The organism is Bradyrhizobium tropiciagri (genome assembly GCF_018130545.1).
Lineage (GTDB): Bacteria > Pseudomonadota > Alphaproteobacteria > Rhizobiales > Xanthobacteraceae > Bradyrhizobium > Bradyrhizobium tropiciagri_A.
Genome location: NZ_JAFCKF010000015.1, coordinates 1 through 15,096, shown reverse-complemented (window position 1 = coordinate 15,096; position 15,096 = coordinate 1). Strand labels below are relative to the sequence as shown.

General features: G+C 64.4%; 16 protein-coding genes. All 16 read left to right on the top strand.

The window, feature by feature from the left end:
* Nucleotides 1-8: 8 nt before the first annotated feature.
* Nucleotides 9-737, top strand: coding sequence for a class II aldolase/adducin family protein (locus tag JQ616_RS38290; protein WP_212023360.1), 729 nt, complete (start codon nt 9-11; stop codon nt 735-737).
* Nucleotides 734-2,242 (top strand): glycerol-3-phosphate dehydrogenase, encoded by a 1,509-nt coding sequence (locus JQ616_RS38285; RefSeq protein ID WP_212023359.1) that lies wholly within the window; start codon nt 734-736, stop codon nt 2,240-2,242. Before JQ616_RS38290 ends, JQ616_RS38285 begins: the two co-directional genes overlap by 4 nt.
* Before the next feature lie 468 nt (nt 2,243-2,710).
* Entirely contained in the window at nt 2,711-4,069 is a 1,359-nt protein-coding gene (locus JQ616_RS38280; protein WP_212023358.1) for an ABC transporter substrate-binding protein, read from the top strand.
* A gap of 68 nt (nt 4,070-4,137) precedes the next feature.
* Nucleotides 4,138-5,112, top strand: coding sequence for a carbohydrate ABC transporter permease (locus tag JQ616_RS38275; RefSeq protein ID WP_212023357.1), 975 nt, complete (start codon nt 4,138-4,140; stop codon nt 5,110-5,112).
* Nucleotides 5,109-6,071, top strand: coding sequence for a carbohydrate ABC transporter permease (locus JQ616_RS38270; protein WP_212023356.1), 963 nt, complete (start codon nt 5,109-5,111; stop codon nt 6,069-6,071). The genes JQ616_RS38275 and JQ616_RS38270 overlap by 4 nt, the downstream gene beginning before the upstream one ends.
* Before the next feature lie 68 nt (nt 6,072-6,139).
* Nucleotides 6,140-6,268 carry a hypothetical protein gene (locus JQ616_RS40010; protein ID WP_371817950.1) on the top strand — a complete coding sequence of 43 codons (129 nt, stop codon included), beginning with the start codon at nt 6,140-6,142 and terminating at the stop codon, nt 6,266-6,268.
* Between the two features lie 3 nt (nt 6,269-6,271).
* Nucleotides 6,272-7,369, top strand: a complete 1,098-nt coding sequence (locus JQ616_RS38260; RefSeq protein WP_212023354.1) for an ABC transporter ATP-binding protein — start codon at nt 6,272-6,274, stop codon at nt 7,367-7,369.
* Complete coding sequence (locus JQ616_RS38255) at nt 7,362-8,387, top strand: ABC transporter ATP-binding protein (RefSeq protein WP_212023353.1); 1,026 nt, start codon at nt 7,362-7,364, stop codon at nt 8,385-8,387. Before JQ616_RS38260 ends, JQ616_RS38255 begins: the two co-directional genes overlap by 8 nt.
* Nucleotides 8,388-8,408: 21 nt before the next feature.
* Entirely contained in the window at nt 8,409-9,032 is a 624-nt protein-coding gene (gene dhaL / locus JQ616_RS38250; RefSeq protein ID WP_212023352.1) for a dihydroxyacetone kinase subunit DhaL, read from the top strand.
* Entirely contained in the window at nt 9,029-9,421 is a 393-nt protein-coding gene (gene dhaM / locus JQ616_RS38245; protein ID WP_146989240.1) for a dihydroxyacetone kinase phosphoryl donor subunit DhaM, read from the top strand. Before dhaL ends, dhaM begins: the two co-directional genes overlap by 4 nt.
* Nucleotides 9,422-9,452: 31 nt before the next feature.
* Nucleotides 9,453-9,755 (top strand): HPr family phosphocarrier protein, encoded by a 303-nt coding sequence (locus tag JQ616_RS38240; protein ID WP_371821719.1) that lies wholly within the window; start codon nt 9,453-9,455, stop codon nt 9,753-9,755.
* A gap of 1 nt (nt 9,756) precedes the next feature.
* Nucleotides 9,757-11,376, top strand: coding sequence for a phosphoenolpyruvate--protein phosphotransferase (gene ptsP, locus JQ616_RS38235; RefSeq protein ID WP_212023351.1), 1,620 nt, complete (start codon nt 9,757-9,759; stop codon nt 11,374-11,376).
* Complete coding sequence (locus JQ616_RS38230; protein ID WP_212023350.1) at nt 11,369-11,791, top strand: hypothetical protein; 423 nt, start codon at nt 11,369-11,371, stop codon at nt 11,789-11,791. Before ptsP ends, JQ616_RS38230 begins: the two co-directional genes overlap by 8 nt.
* A gap of 32 nt (nt 11,792-11,823) precedes the next feature.
* Nucleotides 11,824-12,807 carry a dihydroxyacetone kinase subunit DhaK gene (gene dhaK / locus JQ616_RS38225; protein ID WP_212023349.1) on the top strand — a complete coding sequence of 328 codons (984 nt, stop codon included), beginning with the start codon at nt 11,824-11,826 and terminating at the stop codon, nt 12,805-12,807.
* Between the two features lie 187 nt (nt 12,808-12,994).
* Nucleotides 12,995-13,327 (top strand): hypothetical protein, encoded by a 333-nt coding sequence (locus tag JQ616_RS38220; RefSeq protein WP_349630110.1) that lies wholly within the window; start codon nt 12,995-12,997, stop codon nt 13,325-13,327.
* Nucleotides 13,328-13,804: 477 nt separating this feature from the next.
* A complete protein-coding gene (locus JQ616_RS38215) occupies nt 13,805-14,533 on the top strand; it encodes a thermonuclease family protein (RefSeq protein ID WP_212023347.1) in 729 nt (242 codons plus the stop codon).
* Nucleotides 14,534-15,096 lie beyond the last annotated feature (563 nt).

Genomic DNA, 15,096 nt, shown 5'->3' with positions numbered 1-15,096 from the left:
CAGTCCGTATGACCCGTGAGGAACGACAATTGCGCGAGGCGATCATCGCCAAGTGCCGATGGATGAATGCGTCGGGTCTGAACCAGGGGACATCAGGCAACATCTCCGCCCGCTACAAGGACCGGATGCTGATCACGCCGTCGGCGACCCCCTACGATTCGATGAAGCCGGAGATGATCGCCTCGATGCCGCTCGATGGCGACTACGGCGCCTGGGAAGGGCCGCTGCAGCCGTCCACCGAATGGCGCTTCCATCTCGACATCACGCGCGCCCGGCCCGATGTCGGCGCCATCGTCCATACCCACTCGACCTATGCGACCGTGCTCGCGATCGCGCGCAAGCCGATCCCCGCCTGCCACTACATGATGGCGGCGTTCGGCGGCACCGAGATCCGCTGCGCCGGCTACGCGCGCTACGGCACCAAGGAACTCTCGGATCACGCGATCGCCGCGCTCGAAGGCCGCAATGGCTGTCTGCTCGCCAATCACGGCATGATCGCGCTCGGCGCCAATCTCGACAAGGCGATGTGGCTTGCGGTCGAGTTGGAGACCATCGCGAAGCAATATTACCTCTCGCTCGCGCTGGACTCGCGCGTCATCCTGACCGACGAGGAGATCGCCGACACCGCGAAGGGCTTCTCCACCTATGGCCTGCAGGCGCCGAAGCCGGGCAAGGCGCGCGCGACGGCAAAGGCGGCGCCGCGCCGCGCCGAGAAACGGCGTAGCAGCAAGCGATGACGGGCACTGCGCCGGTCGCGGGCACAGATCACGGGCTGGTCGATATCGCGGTCATTGGTGGCGGCATCAACGGTGCCGGCATCGCCCGCGACGCCGCCGGCCGCGGTTTGCAGGTGCTGCTCTGCGAGAAGGGTGATTTCGCCGAAGGCACCTCGTCGCGTTCGGGCAAGCTGATCCATGGCGGCTTGCGCTATCTCGAATATTACGAATTCCGCCTGGTGCGCGAGGCGCTGATCGAGCGCGAGGTGCTGCTCGCCTCCGCGCCCCACATCATCTGGCCGATGCGTTTCGTGCTGCCGCATTCGCCGGAGCAGCGGCCGGCCTGGCTGATCCGCACCGGGCTGTTGCTCTACGACCATCTCGGCGGCCGCAAGCAGCTGCCGGCAAGCCGCAGCCTGGATCTATCGCGGGCGCCGGAGGGCGCGCCGCTGCATCAGGAGTTCCGGCGAGGCTTCGAATATTCGGATTGCTGGGTCGATGATAGCAGGCTGGTGATCCTCAATCTGATCGACGCCGCGCGGAACGGTGCTCGCATTCTGCCACGCACCCGCGCCGTGCGCGCGAGACGGGATGGCGAGACCTGGCTGCTCGAGATGCAGGGCGATGACGGCACGACTCAGGTCGTGCGGTCGCGCGCGCTGGTCAACGCTGCTGGTCCATGGGTTCAGGATGTCATCCAGGGCGTGGCCGGGCTGAACTCCGCACAGAGTGTGCGGCTGGTCAAGGGCAGCCACATCGTGGTGCCGAAATTCTGGGACGGGCCGCAGGCCTACCTGCTGCAGAACAGCGATCGCCGGGTGATCTTCGTCAACCCCTATGAGGATGATCTCGCGCTGATCGGCACGACGGACATTCCCTATCAAGGCCGCGCCGAGGACGTCGCGATCGGCGCGGACGAGACGGATTATCTGCTGCAGGTGCTACGTCGCTATTTCCGGACGCCGCCGCAGGCGAGCGATATCGTGCATGCCTTCTCCGGTGTCCGGCCGCTCTACGACGACAATGCCGACAATCCGTCGGCCGTGACGCGCGACTATGTGTTCGAGGTTAACGGCACCGAAGGAGCGCCGCCGCTGCTCTCGATCTTCGGCGGCAAGATCACGACCTACCGCCGGCTGGCGGAGCAGGCGATGCAGCGCCTCGCGCCGTGGTTTCCGAAACTGTCACCGGCCTGGACCGCGATTCGGCCGCTGCCGGGCGGCGACATCGGCGGCAGCTTCGATGATTTCGCGAAGGGGTTGGCGCGCGCCTATCCCGATCTGCCGCGAACGCTCATTCAGCACTATGCCCGTCTCTACGGTACGCGCGCGAGAGAGCTGTTGGGTTCAGCTCGCAGCTCCGCCGATCTCGGCCGCCATTTCGGCGGTGACTTCTATGAACGCGAAGCGGTGTATCTGCGCGAGCAGGAGTGGGCGAAAAGCCCTGCCGATTTCCTGGATCGGCGCACCAAGCATGGCTTGCATCTGACGCCGGCGCAGCGGCTCGCGTTCGCAAGCTACCTCTAGGCGAGCGCAAACCTGGTACGCCGTGACGCGTCGGCCACCGAGCTCTCGCGCACTGAACGTTCAGTAAAATAGTTTATTAAACAGAACTTCGCACAGCGCCTCGTTGTTCGCCCGTCGCTGTCCGAAGGCGTCGCGCATCGCGAGCGCGAATCCAGGTAGTCTAAAACTCCTTTGTTGCACTGCAATCGGTTCGCTTTCGGTGCGGGTGCCGATCGACTTTTCGTCGAGCTCGCAAAACCGGCTTGACGGCCTCGCGAATTTAGTAATACGTTTAGTATTACAAAAACGATAAACATCGCGCATCGAGCAGATGTGTGGGAGGAGCCCAGCCATCCGGACCGAACGTCTGGGTGCGCTTCGTCTCGCCCTCCATCATCGCTCATCAACTCGTTTGCAAAGTCCTCGGCGTCGATCCCGCAGGGATGCGCCGAGCGGGTTAGGTGCTTCAACGATAGGGAGGAAATGGATATGCGAAGACTGGGATGGTTACGCAGTACGGCGGCGTCCGTGGTTGCTGCGGCCGCGGCACTCGGGGGGCTCGGCGGCGGGCAAGCCGCTGCGCAGGGCAAGCAGCTCACGCTGTGCTGGGCGGCATGGGATCCGGCCAATGCGCTGGTCGAATTGGGCAAGGACTTCACCAAGCAATCCGGCATCGAGATGAAGTACGAGTTCGTCCCCTGGACGAGCTACGCCGATCGCTTCCTCAACGAGCTCAACTCGCACGGCAAGCTCTGCGACCTGATCATCGGCGACAGCCAGTGGATCGGCGGCGCCGCCGAGAACAAGTGGTACGTGAAGCTCAACGACTTCTTCGACAAAGAACACATCTCGATGGACGATTTCGTCCCGGCGACCGTCGTCGGCTACTCGCAGTGGCCGAAGAACACACCGAACTACTGGGCGCTGCCGGCGATGGCCGATGCGGTGGGCTGGACCTACCGCAAGGACTGGTTTGCGCGGCCCGAGATCCAATCCGCATTCAAGGCCAAGTACGGCCGCGACCTGGCGCCGCCGAAGACCTATGACGAGCTGAAGCAGATCGGCGAGTTCTTCCAGGGTCGCGAGATCGACGGCAAGAAGGTCTATGGCGCCTACATCTTCACCGAGCGCGGCTCGGAAGGCATCACGATGGGCGTGACCAACGTGCTCTACAATTACGGCTTCGCTTACGACAATCCGAAGAAGCCGTACCAGATGCAGGGCATCGTCAACTCCGCCGACGCGGCCAAGGGGCTCGAGTTCTACAAGGAGCTCTACAAGTGCTGCACGGCGCCGGGTATGACCAATGCCTACATGCAGGAAGGGCTTGATGCCTTCAAGTCCGGCCAGGTCGCGATGCAGATGAACTGGTTCGCCTTCTTCCCCGGCCTCTACAAGGATCCGAATGTCGGCGGCGACAAGATCGGCTTCTTCGTCAATCCGGCCGGTCCGAAGGGGCATTTCACGCAACTCGGCGGCCAGGGCATCTCGGTGGTGGCAACCTCCGACCACAAGGACGACGCGCTCGCCTACATCAAGTGGTTTGCGCAGCCCGCCGTGCAGCAGAAATGGTGGCAGATCGGCGGTTACTCCGCCCTCAAGGCCGTGGTCGATGCGCCCGACTTCCCGAAGAGCGCGGCATTCGCGCCGCAATTCCTGGAGTCGATGGGGATCGTCAAGGACTTCTGGGCCGAGCCGTCCTACGCGCAACTGCTGCTCGACATGCAGAAGCGGGTGCATGACTACGTCGTTGCCGACAAGGGCACGTCGCAGCAGGCGCTCGATCTCCTGGTCAAGGACTGGACCAAGGTCTTCAAGGAACAGGGCAAGGAAGTCGCCTCGCAATAGCAGGCTCCTACACTCCACCTGAACTGGCTTCCCCGAGTTGATCTCGGGGAAGCCGACCCAGCCAGCCGATGGACACGATGACGACGATCCTGCAACCCGATCATGCTACGATCCCAGGCGTGAGCAAGCCTGGTACATCCCGCACCGCCCGGCGCGGCCACGGTCTGTCGGACCGGACCATTGCCTGGCTGTTCGTCGCCCCGACGATCGCGCTGCTGCTTGCGATCAACATCTTTCCGCTGATCTGGATGATCCGGCTATCCTTCACCAACCTCAACCTCAGCATGTCCTATCTGCCGCTGCGGTTCGTTGGCCTCGACAATTTCAGGGACATCCTCACCGACGAGGACGTCTGGTTCCGGCTGCAGACCACGGCGCAGTTCGTGATCTCGTCGGTGGCGTTGCAGGTGGTCGTCGGCTTCGGCCTCGCGCTATTGATCAACCGCCAGTTTCGCGGTCACAGCTTCTGGACCACGATCATCCTGCTGCCGATGATGCTGTCGCCGGCGGTGGTCGGCAATTTCTGGACCCTGCTGCTGCAGCCGCAGATCGGGCCGTTCAACTATCTGATCAGCCTGTTCACCGGCGTGCCGCCGAGCTCGTTCAGCATGACCGGGCAGGTGTCGCTGGCGCCATGGACCATCGTGCTGGTCGATACCTGGATGTGGGCGCCTTACGTCATGCTGATCTGCCTTGCCGGCCTGCGCTCGATCCCCGATTACATCTATGAGGCGGCTGAAGTCGATCGCGCCTCGGCGTGGCGGCAGTTCTGGTCGATCACGCTGCCGATGACGGTGCCGTTCCTGATGCTCGCGGTGCTGTTCCGTGCCATCGAGAATTTCAAGATGTTCGACATGGTCAACCTCCTCACCTCGGGCGGGCCGGGCTCGACCACCGAGCTGGTCTCGATCTCGCTGAAGCGCGCCGCATTCGAGAAGTGGCGCACCGGCTATTCCTCGGCGCTCGCCATCATCCTGTTCGTGACCGTATTCGGCGCCGCCAACATCTACGTCAAGACGCTCAACAAGGTGAAGCAACGATGACCGCTGCCGCCACCAAATCCACCGCGCATTCCATCGTCGAAGCCTCGCCGCGCACGAAGGCGTTCGCCGGCGGCCTCGTCATCCTCTATGCCGTGATCACGATCCTGCCGCTGCTGTGGATCGTCGCCACCGCCTTCAAGTCGCAGAGCGATGCCATCGCCTATCCGCCCAAGGTGATCTTCGAGCCGACCCTCGAAGGCTATGTCAACCTGTTCACCGTGCGCACGCGCCAGACGCCGGACTTCATCGCCAAGCTGCCGCCGCCGCAAACCTGGTACGACCAGCTGGTGCGCAAGCGGGACATGGTGATCGCCGGGCCGTCCAAGGTCGTGCCGCGCTTCGTCAACTCGCTGATCATCGGCTTCGGCTCGACCTTCCTTGCGGTCTTCCTCGGCACGCTCGCGGCCTATGCGTTCTCCCGCTTCCGCATACCTCTGGCCGATGATCTGCTGTTCTTCATCCTCTCGACGCGCATGATGCCGCCGGTCGCGGTGGCGATCCCGATCTATCTGATGTACCGGCAGCTCAATCTGACCGACACGCGGCTCGGCATGATCCTGCTCTACACCGCGGTGAACGTCTCGCTCGCGGTCTGGCTGCTCAAGGGCTTCATCGACGAGATTCCGCGCGAGTATGAGGAGGCGGCGCTGGTCGACGGCTATACCCGGCTGCAGGCGCTGCGCAAGGTGGTGCTGCCGCAGGCCGTCACGGGTATCGCTGCAACCGCGATCTTCTGCCTGATCTTCTCGTGGAACGAATACGCCTTCGCGGTGCTGCTCACGAGCGGCGAGGCACAGACCATGCCGCCGTTCATCCCCTTCATCATCGGCGAGGGCGGACAGGATTGGCCGGCGGTTGCCGCCGCGACCACGCTGTTCGTCGTCCCGATCGTCATGTTCACCGTGCTGTTGCGCAAGCATCTGCTGCGCGGCATCACCTTCGGAGCGGTGCGCAAATGAGCGGCTCTGTGGTTGCCAAAGGTAGCGTAGCGCGCTGGTTCCGTCGCGGGCCGTGGGAGGCCGTTGCGATGACCCTGATCGGAGGCGGCATCATCATGCTGGTGCAGCCCTGGTCGATCGATCTCTACAGCTACTCCTTCGTGACGATCCTTGCCGGCACGGTCGGCTTCGTCATCGTCAGCCATTTTCCGGAATAGGCCATGGCACAGATCCGCATCGAAAACCTGCGCAAGTCGTTCGATCAGTTCACCGCGGTGGAAGGCTCGACCTTCACGATCGACGACGGCACGTTCTTCGCGATGCTCGGGCCCTCCGGCTGCGGCAAGACCACGACCCTGCGCATGATCGCCGGCCTCGAACTGCCGACCGAAGGCAAGATCCTGCTCGACGGCGAGGACGTCACGTTCCACCGCGCCGCCGCCCGCGACATCGCCTTCGTGTTCCAGCTGTTCGCGCTCTATCCGCACATGAATGTGGGGGAGAACATCGGCTTTCCGCTGAAGTGCCAGGGCATGGCGAGGCGCGAGATTCGCGAGCGGGTGCAGGAGACCGCGCGGATGCTGCGGATCGAACATCTGCTGTCGAGCAAGACCTCGAAGCTCTCGGGCGGCGACCGGCAGCGTGTCGCGCTCGGGCGCGCGATGGTGCGGCGGCCGAAGGCGTTCCTGATGGACGAGCCGCTGGGCGCGCTCGATGCCGAATTCCGCCATCTGATGTGCGGCGAGTTGCGCGACCTGCACGATCGCATCAAGGCGACCACGGTCTATGTCACGCACGACCAGCTCGAGGCGATGTCGATGGCCGACCAGATCGCCGTCATGAACAAGGGGCGGGTCGAGCAGATCGGCACGCCGCAGGAGGTCTACGACCGGCCTGCGAGCATGTTCGTTGCCGACTTCATCGGCTCGCCGCCCATGAACTTCCTGCGCTTCGAGGGCGGCCTGCGCTCCGGCGATCGCGCGGTCTCCTTCCACGACACCAGCCTCGCGGTGCCGGAGATTCGCGAAGACCGAGCCAACGCGCCGCTGGCGCTCGGCGTTCGTCCGGAGCATATCCGCTTCGCCGACGCCGGCGCCGTGCGCGGCGAGGTGTTCGGCGCGGAATACCTCGGCACCACCCAGATCGTCACGGTCGATACGGCCTATGGGCGGGTCGCGGCGCGGCTGCCGTCCAGTGCGTCGGTGCGGATCGGCGAGACCATCGGCCTCGAATTCAACGCAGCGCGGCTGGCGCTGTTCGACATCGGCAGCGGCCTTGCGATCCGGACTGCCAGCGAGGAGGGCCCGCGCCATGGCTGACGTCACCCTGCGCAACGTCACCAAGCGCTTCGGCGCGGTGGAAGCTGTTCGCGACCTCTCGCTGACGGTAAACGACGGCGAGTTCATGGTCCTGCTCGGACCGAGCGGCGCCGGCAAGACCACGACGCTGCGGCTGATCACCGGCTTGGAGACGCCCGATGCGGGCTCCGTCATGATCGACGGCCGCGACGTGACGCAGGATCCGCCGGGCTCGCGCGACATCGCCTTCGTGTTCCAGCAATACTCACTGTATCCGCATCTCACGGTCTACGACAATCTGGCGTTTCCGTTGCGCTCGCCGGCGCGGCGGGTGGCGGAGCCGATCATCCGCAAGCGGGTCGAACAGACCGCGGAGCTGCTGCATATCGCAAGCAAGCTGAACAACCGCGCCACCCGGCTGTCCGGCGGCGAGATGCAGCGCGTGGCGATCGGCCGGGCCTTGGTCCGCGATCCCTCGATCTATCTGATGGACGAGCCGCTGTCCTCGCTGGACGCAAAACTCCGCAGCGAGCTTCGGCTCGAGCTCAAGCGGATCCAGATCGAGCTCGGCGCGACCATCCTCTATGTCACCCACGACCAGGTCGAGGCGATGACGATGGCTTCGCGCATCGGCGTGATCAAGGACGGCCAGCTGCTTCAGCTCGGCACGCCGCGGGAGATCTACGAAAGCCCGTCCAGCAGCTACGTCGCTTCGCGGCTCGGCACGCCGCAGATCAACTTCCTGCCGGCGCGGCTGCTGGCCGATGTCGCGATGCCGCCGGGAACCGAGACGGTCGGCATCCGCACCGAGCATCTTCAGCTCGCCGCGCGCAATGGCGGGCAGATGGTCGGCCGGGTGCACCGGGTCGAGCACCTCGGCGAGCAGAATCATATTCATCTGGACTATAAGGGCGAGACGCTGGTGACGCTGGCGGACCCGCATCAGCCGCTGCAGGCCGGCCAGGAGGTCGACTTGCATCTGGTGCATCCGCTGTGTTTCGACCGTGCGGGGCAACGACTTGCCGCGGCGGTTCATTAGAGGGGCGAGAGGATCGAAGAGATGTCGGTGCCATCAGAGACATTCAAATCGTTGGTCAAGGCGGCCGCGGAGCAGGTCATCGCCAGCGCGCCGGAGCTGACGAGCCTCGATCAGGCGATCGGCGACGGCGACCACGGAACCAACATGAAGCGCGGTTGCGAAGCCGTGCTCGGCATGCTCGATGCCATTTCGGCGCAGCCGCTCGACGAAGCGTTCAAGATGATCGGCAAGACCCTGGTGATGACGGTCGGCGGCGCCTCCGGGCCGCTCTATGGCAGCTTTTTTCTGGCCGCGGGCGAAGCGCTCTCGCACGACAAGCATCTGCCCGAGGATCTCGCTGATGTGTTCGGCAGCGCCGTGAACGCGGTAAGCGCGCGCGGCCGCTCGCAAGTCGGCGAGAAGACCATGCTGGATGTACTGGTTCCCGTGCTCGAGACGTTGAAGACGGCGGCCGGCCAGCCGGATCTGATCGCGCGGGTGCGCAGCACCGCTATCGAGGCGGTGGAACGGACGGCGCCGATGCAGGCCACCAAGGGACGCGCGTCGTTCCTCGGCGCGCGCAGTGTCGGGCATGTCGATCCCGGCGCGCGGTCGAGCTGCGTGCTGGTACAGGCGGTGTGCGCGGGCCTGGAGGCACGGGCATGACCGACACCGTGGGAATCGTGATCGTTTCGCATTCCAGCGACATCGCCAAGGGAACCGCCGACATGGTGCGGCAGATGGTCGGCAGCGAGGTCAAGGTGGCTTTCTGCGGCGGCAATCCCGACGGCGGACTGGGCACCAGCGTGCCGCTGATCATCGACGCCATCAATGCCGCCTGGTCTCCCAAGGGTGTTGCGGTGCTGGTCGATCTCGGCGGTGCCGAGACCAACAGCGAAATGGCGGTGGAGATGCTGGAGCCAGCGCGGCGGGATCTCGTTGTCGTCTGCAATGCACCGATCGTCGAGGGCGCCGTGATGGCGGCGACCGAGGCGGCGGGCGGCAGTACGCTGGCCCAGGTCAAGGCCGTGGCCGAAGAACTCTCTGCCGACTGAGATGTTGGCGAAGTGACGATGGATGATGAGCATGCTTGATAAAGCGGACGGACAGATCTTCACCGGCAATGTGCGGCTGGTGCACGCGGTGGGCATGCATGCGCGCCCGGCGGTCAAGCTGACCAAGCTCGCCAAGAAGTTCCAGGCCCAGATCTCGGTGCGGGTCGCGGGTGCGCCCGAATGGATCAATGCCAAGAGCGTGGCCAAGATCATGGCGATGCGCGCCGCGCACGGCAGCACGATCGAGATCAAGGCGTCGGGCAGCGACGCCGAGGCGGCTGTCGCAGCCCTGGTCGATCTGGTCGCCAGCGATTTTCCGGATGGAGCGGGCTAGCATGCAAGGCGGCGCTGCAGGACTGGCTTACCGCGGCAGGACCGCCTCGATCGGCTTTGCTCATGGTCCGCTGGTCCGCGTCGATGCGGGCGCGGGCGGCGAGCGGGTCGCCGGCACGCTGGTCGAGGAGGCGCTCGCTTTGCGCAAGGCGATCGATCTCGCGAGCGGGCAGATTGCCGATCTTGCCGCCAGCGCCGGCGGCGAAGCCACGCAGATCCTCGAATTCCAGGTCGCGTTGCTGGAGGATGAGGATCTGATCGAGGCGATCTTCGCGTCGATCGGCGATGGGCGTCCGGCCGACGTCGCCTGGCGTTCGACGCTCGACGGGCAGATCGCGGAGTACAATGCGGCGGAGGATGAGTATCTGCAGGCCCGCTCGTCGGACCTTGCGGATTTGCGCGACCGCGTGGTCCACATCCTGCGCGGCGACGCGGGCGAGCCGCTCAAGATCCCGAGCGGCGGCGTGGTCTGTGCCGACGACCTGCCGCCGTCGCGCTTCCTGGAGATCGACTGGTCCGGCGGCGGAGGCCTGGCGCTGCTGCACGGCAGTCCGACCAGCCACGTCGCGATGCTGGCGCGCGCGCGCGGAATTCCGATGGTGGTGCAACTCGGCACGATTCCCGATGCCGGCACCACGGCGCTGCTCGACGGCGAAGGCGCGACGCTGGAGCTCGATCCCAGCGCCGAGCAGGTGCGGATCTTCGAGAAGCGGCGCGAGAGCCATCGCAAGAGCCGGGCATCCGCGCGCGCGATCCTGCGGCGGCCGACCGCCTCGTGGCGCGGCGAGCACATCAAGCTTCTGATCAATATCCAGCGTGTCGACGATCTCGATCATGCGGATGCCCAATATGCCGACGGCATCGGCCTAATGCGGACGGAGTTCCTGCTCGCCGGGCGGAGCGAGCTGCCGGATGAGGAAACCCAATTCCAGGCCTATGATTCGGTGTTGCGCTGGGCCGGACAGCGACCGGTGACGATCCGCACTTTCGATGCCGGCGGCGACAAGCCGGTGCCAGGCTTCACCCAGGATGGTGAGGCCAATCCGTTCCTCGGCGTGCGCGGCTTGCGGCTGTGCCTGGCGCGGCCGGAGATCTTCGCCGTCCAGCTCCGCGCGCTGGCCCGCGCCGCGGTGCGCGGCAATCTCAAGGTCATGTTCCCGATGGTGACGTCGGCGGATGAGCTCGAGGCGGGGCGGAAGCTGTTCGCCGACATCGTGCAGCGCTTGCAGGCGGACGGCATTGCCGCAATGCTTCCCGAGCTGGGAATCATGGTCGAAGTCCCGGCGGCGGCCCTGGCGGTCTCGAGCTTCAAGGCCGCCTTCTTCTCGATCGGCTCGAACGATCTCGCGCAATATGTACTGGCCTGCGATCGTTCCAACGGAGCTCTCGCCCCCCTGATGGATCCTCTGCATCCCGCAGTGCTCGAACTGATCGCGCGGACCGCGGAGCACGGCCGCCGCGCCGGCATCAGCGTCAGCCTGTGCGGCGACATGGCCGGTGATCCGCGCTGTCTTCCCGCGCTTCTGAACAGCGGACTGCGCGAATTGTCGGTGAATGCGTCGGCCCTGGCGCAGATCAAGCAGACCATCGACCGGCTGAGCAGTGGAGGCAGTGTTGGCTGACACGGCGGCCGATGAAGCGCCCGAAGCCGGCGCGGTTGCGGTCTACAAGCGCATCTTCAAGGAAGTGCTGGAGAGCCGCCCCTCCGGCATGCGGCTGCGGCTGGCCCACGCCATGGGCAAGAACCGCAGCTTCGTCAGCCAGATCAGCAATCCGGCCTATCCGGTGCCGATCCCGGTGCAGCATCTCAACACGATCTTCGATGTCTGCCACTTTCCGCCGCAGGCCAAGACCGCGTTCTTGCGCGCCTATGCCCGCGCGCATCCGCGCCGCGTCGGCCGGTTGAGCGAGGGATCGCACGAGCGGACGCTGACGCTGCATCTGCCGGATCTCGGCAGTGCCAAGCGCAATGCCGAGCTTGACACGCTGCTGCAGGAATTCACGCGGCGCCTGATTGGCATCATGCGGGAAAAATAGGCGAAAACGCCGAACGAAGCGGGGAGGACACCATGAAGAAGTTCATCAATGCGGTCGACAACGTTCTCGCAGAGAGCCTCGACGGCTTTGCGGCCGCGCATGCCGATCTGGTCGCGCTGGGCGCCGAGCGCAAATTCGTTCGCCGCCGCGAGCTGAACCGCAGGAAGGTCGCGCTGGTCTCCGGTGGTGGCAGCGGGCATGAGCCGCTGCATGCCGGCTTCGTCGGCCACGGCATGCTGGATGCCGCCTGTCCCGGACAGGTGTTCACCTCGCCGACGCCGGACCAGATCGTCGAGGCCGCGCAAGCGGTTGCCGGTGATGCCGGCGTCCTGTTCATCGTCAAGAACTATGCCGGCGACCGCATGAATTTCGAGATGGCGGCCGAGATCGCCGAGGGCCGTACCGCCACCATCGTCACCGACGACGATGTCGCGGTCGAGAAGTCGACCTACAGTATCGGCCGCCGCGGCGTCGCCGGCACGCTGGTCGTCGAGAAGATCGTCGGCGCGGCCGCCGAGAAAGGCGCCGATCTCAAGACCTGCGTGGCGCTCGGCGAGCGCGTCAATGCGCGGACCCGTTCGATGGGCGTGGCGCTGACCAGCTGCACGGTGCCTGCCGCGGGCACACCGACGTTTGCGCTCGGCGAGGACGAGATGGAGATGGGCGTCGGCATCCACGGCGAGCCGGGTCGCCGCCGCGTCAAGCTCGAAGCCGCCGACGCCATCGCATCGGAAATGACCACCGCCATCGCCGATGATCTCGCGGCTCCCACCGGCTCCGAGGCCCTGCTGCTGGTCAACGGCTTTGGCGGCACGCCGACGATCGAGCTCTATCTGATGTACAACGCGGCGCGCCGCATGCTCGAGCAGCGCGGCCTGCGCATCGCCCGCTCGCTGGTCGGCAGCTACGTCACCTCGCTGGACATGGCCGGCTGCTCGCTCACCGTGAGCCTGCTCGATGCCGAGACGGCCGCGTTGTGGGACGACCCGGTCCGCACGGCAGCGTTGAAATGGTGATCGCGCCTCTCGAAACTGCATCCTGACCGTGACGGCGGTCTGTTGAAGGCGTGTCAACGAAGCGTCATGGTTGCAACCAATCGCGCTTCAGAAGCCTTACCAACGGGCAGTCTCCTGCATTATAAGATGCCTGGAGCCGGCCCCGGTGAGTCGAGGGGACGGCGAACTCTGCTCAAAGGCGCGTCGTGTGAGGAACCCGGAAGCTGTCGCCGAGATCGTGTCGGCCCTTCGACAGGCGCACGGGGACAATGTTGCGCGCGCCTTCCTCGCCGAGGGCGTCAGCCTTGCTGCGCTGATGGACGCGGTGTTTTCGCTCCCGATCAAGAATAGCGAGGCGGTCAGGACGATCGCCAGGGCGCTCGAATCCGGCGATTTTGTCATCACACCCGATATCGGGCCGCTTTGGCACGTCAAATATGTCTACAGCCAGCCCGGCTCGATGACCGTCGTCGACATGGTGGTGCTGACGCCGGACAGGACCTTCGCCAGCACCGAGATCTCGTTGCGGCTGCAGGGGTGAGCCCGGCCCGCGGCGGGCCAGGGCTATCGCATATGGCCTGCCTCCGCAGGGGCGCACCGCCAAAATATCGAAAACAACCCCATGCAAAGTGGCCGGCGGCGTGCCGGCATTCGACACGGCGACTTGACATGTCGGGCAACTCAGCGGCATTATTCTATTATTCCGAAACGCGGCAGGCGCGCCTCACCCGGCGTCATGGGACGTGGCCGTAGCCTCGGGGGCCACGCCTGCGAGGGTAATGATGGAGCGGGCGGGCCGTCGACATTGTGCGTCAGTGCTTTGGGTTCCTCTTTCTCTTCCGGCGATCGCCCCAAAGCTGACGATCCGAGCTATATATCCGTCCGGTTTACCGTGGCGGACACTCCTACCCATACTTTCTTAGCAGTTCGATCCCAGGCCAGCTGGTCGCGGCGCCCGATCCCAAAGATCGGACGCGAATATAGTGATCTTCGAATTTTACGCTGATGAGGAATTGACATGCGTGCTCTCATTGCGACGTTGTTGTGGGCGATCGCCGGGCCAAGCCTGGCGGCCGAAATTGTTGTGACTAATGGCGATACGCTCCAACTGGATGGTACGATCTATCGGTTGGAAGGTATCGATGCGCCCGAAATCGACCAGATGTGCCTCGACCAAACCGGTGACGTCTGGTCGTGCGGGGTTGCGGTGCGCGATCGATTGAGCGCGCATATCGGAAGTCGCGCCGTTCGCTGCGAGGACAAGGGGCCTGATCCGATCTACAAGCACAGGCGGATCGCAGTTTGTTCGATCGAAAACGAAGCCACAACGCTCAATGAGTGGCTGGTTCGTGAAGGGTGGGCGATCAAGTTCGAGCCTTCGGCAAAGGGCCGATACTCTGCAGATGAAGCTGACGCACGCGAGAACTCGCGCGGACTGTGGAAAGGATGTTTCGCAGAACCGCGCGAGCTGCGGGGATGGAATCGCAATGGAGCGCGGCTCGTCGGCGGCGGTTGTCACGCTGGCCATGAAAACCGAATACGTGACAAGCTATTCCGCGTCGACACTCCCATGCCGCCGGGATGCCCGATCAAGGCCAAGCTGGCGCTGCGGGCGGTGGGCTATGAAGGCATCTATCACCTGCCACGTTGCGGAAGCTATCAGCGCTTGAAGCGGGCTCAACGCTGGTTTTGCTCTGAGCAGGATGCATTGGCGGAGGGATTTCGTAAGGCGCTGACTTGCCGATAGATGATGTGGCTTTGGGGAGCACCCGACATATTCGGTTGACGGTCTTTTTGGCTCGGCTTCATCCGCTACCATAAATTCAGCTACCGCTTGGCAGAACAAACGGGACCGCGGCGGTCGAGTTCTACTCGAAATGTCAGCTTGTGGCCCGTTGCTGACCTGCGCTGAGTAGGGCGGCACGGCTGCTTCCGCACCTCGTCTAATTGTCGCCATGCTACCTTATTTTTTTCGCCATACTCCCTCACTAGCAAAGCTAGCTAGCAGTCGGGGAGGCGTACCTCCAAATCTCCACTGCGTTGAAATGAGTCCGCGCCATCACGTGCGCCGGGCGTCCAGTATGCCGCGCGTTTCGCGGCAGGGGAATGATCGCGCAGTTCGCGATGTTGGAATGGGTCGCGCAGTTCGCGACGGTGAAATTCTTCGTTCAATCTTTGGAAGGAACATGGAATGGCACTTGCCGCGCCAGCAGGATTCACGTCAAGCAATCTCGTCTATCAGGAAAGCTTCTCCGGCACGACGCTGGACAGCTACTGGCACAACTACATCACCAGTCGCGCCGCCAACGG

Bases quoted from the DNA above. Each gene is read 5' to 3' on its own strand.
- JQ616_RS38275 (WP_212023357.1), top strand. From the start codon at position 4,138: ATGGACACGATGACGACGATCCTGCAACCCGATCATGCTACGATCCCA.
- dhaM (WP_146989240.1), top strand. From the start codon at position 9,029: ATGACCGACACCGTGGGAATCGTGATCGTTTCGCATTCCAGCGACATC.
- JQ616_RS38290 (WP_212023360.1), top strand. From the start codon at position 9: ATGACCCGTGAGGAACGACAATTGCGCGAGGCGATCATCGCCAAGTGC.
- JQ616_RS38215 (WP_212023347.1), top strand. From the start codon at position 13,805: ATGCGTGCTCTCATTGCGACGTTGTTGTGGGCGATCGCCGGGCCAAGC.
- dhaL (WP_212023352.1), top strand. From the start codon at position 8,409: ATGTCGGTGCCATCAGAGACATTCAAATCGTTGGTCAAGGCGGCCGCG.
- JQ616_RS38285 (WP_212023359.1), top strand. From the start codon at position 734: ATGACGGGCACTGCGCCGGTCGCGGGCACAGATCACGGGCTGGTCGAT.
- JQ616_RS38260 (WP_212023354.1), top strand. From the start codon at position 6,272: ATGGCACAGATCCGCATCGAAAACCTGCGCAAGTCGTTCGATCAGTTC.
- JQ616_RS38240 (WP_371821719.1), top strand. From the start codon at position 9,453: ATGCTTGATAAAGCGGACGGACAGATCTTCACCGGCAATGTGCGGCTG.
- JQ616_RS38255 (WP_212023353.1), top strand. From the start codon at position 7,362: ATGGCTGACGTCACCCTGCGCAACGTCACCAAGCGCTTCGGCGCGGTG.
- JQ616_RS38280 (WP_212023358.1), top strand. From the start codon at position 2,711: ATGCGAAGACTGGGATGGTTACGCAGTACGGCGGCGTCCGTGGTTGCT.
- ptsP (WP_212023351.1), top strand. From the start codon at position 9,757: ATGCAAGGCGGCGCTGCAGGACTGGCTTACCGCGGCAGGACCGCCTCG.
- dhaK (WP_212023349.1), top strand. From the start codon at position 11,824: ATGAAGAAGTTCATCAATGCGGTCGACAACGTTCTCGCAGAGAGCCTC.
- JQ616_RS38270 (WP_212023356.1), top strand. From the start codon at position 5,109: ATGACCGCTGCCGCCACCAAATCCACCGCGCATTCCATCGTCGAAGCC.
- JQ616_RS40010 (WP_371817950.1), top strand. From the start codon at position 6,140: ATGACCCTGATCGGAGGCGGCATCATCATGCTGGTGCAGCCCTGGTCG.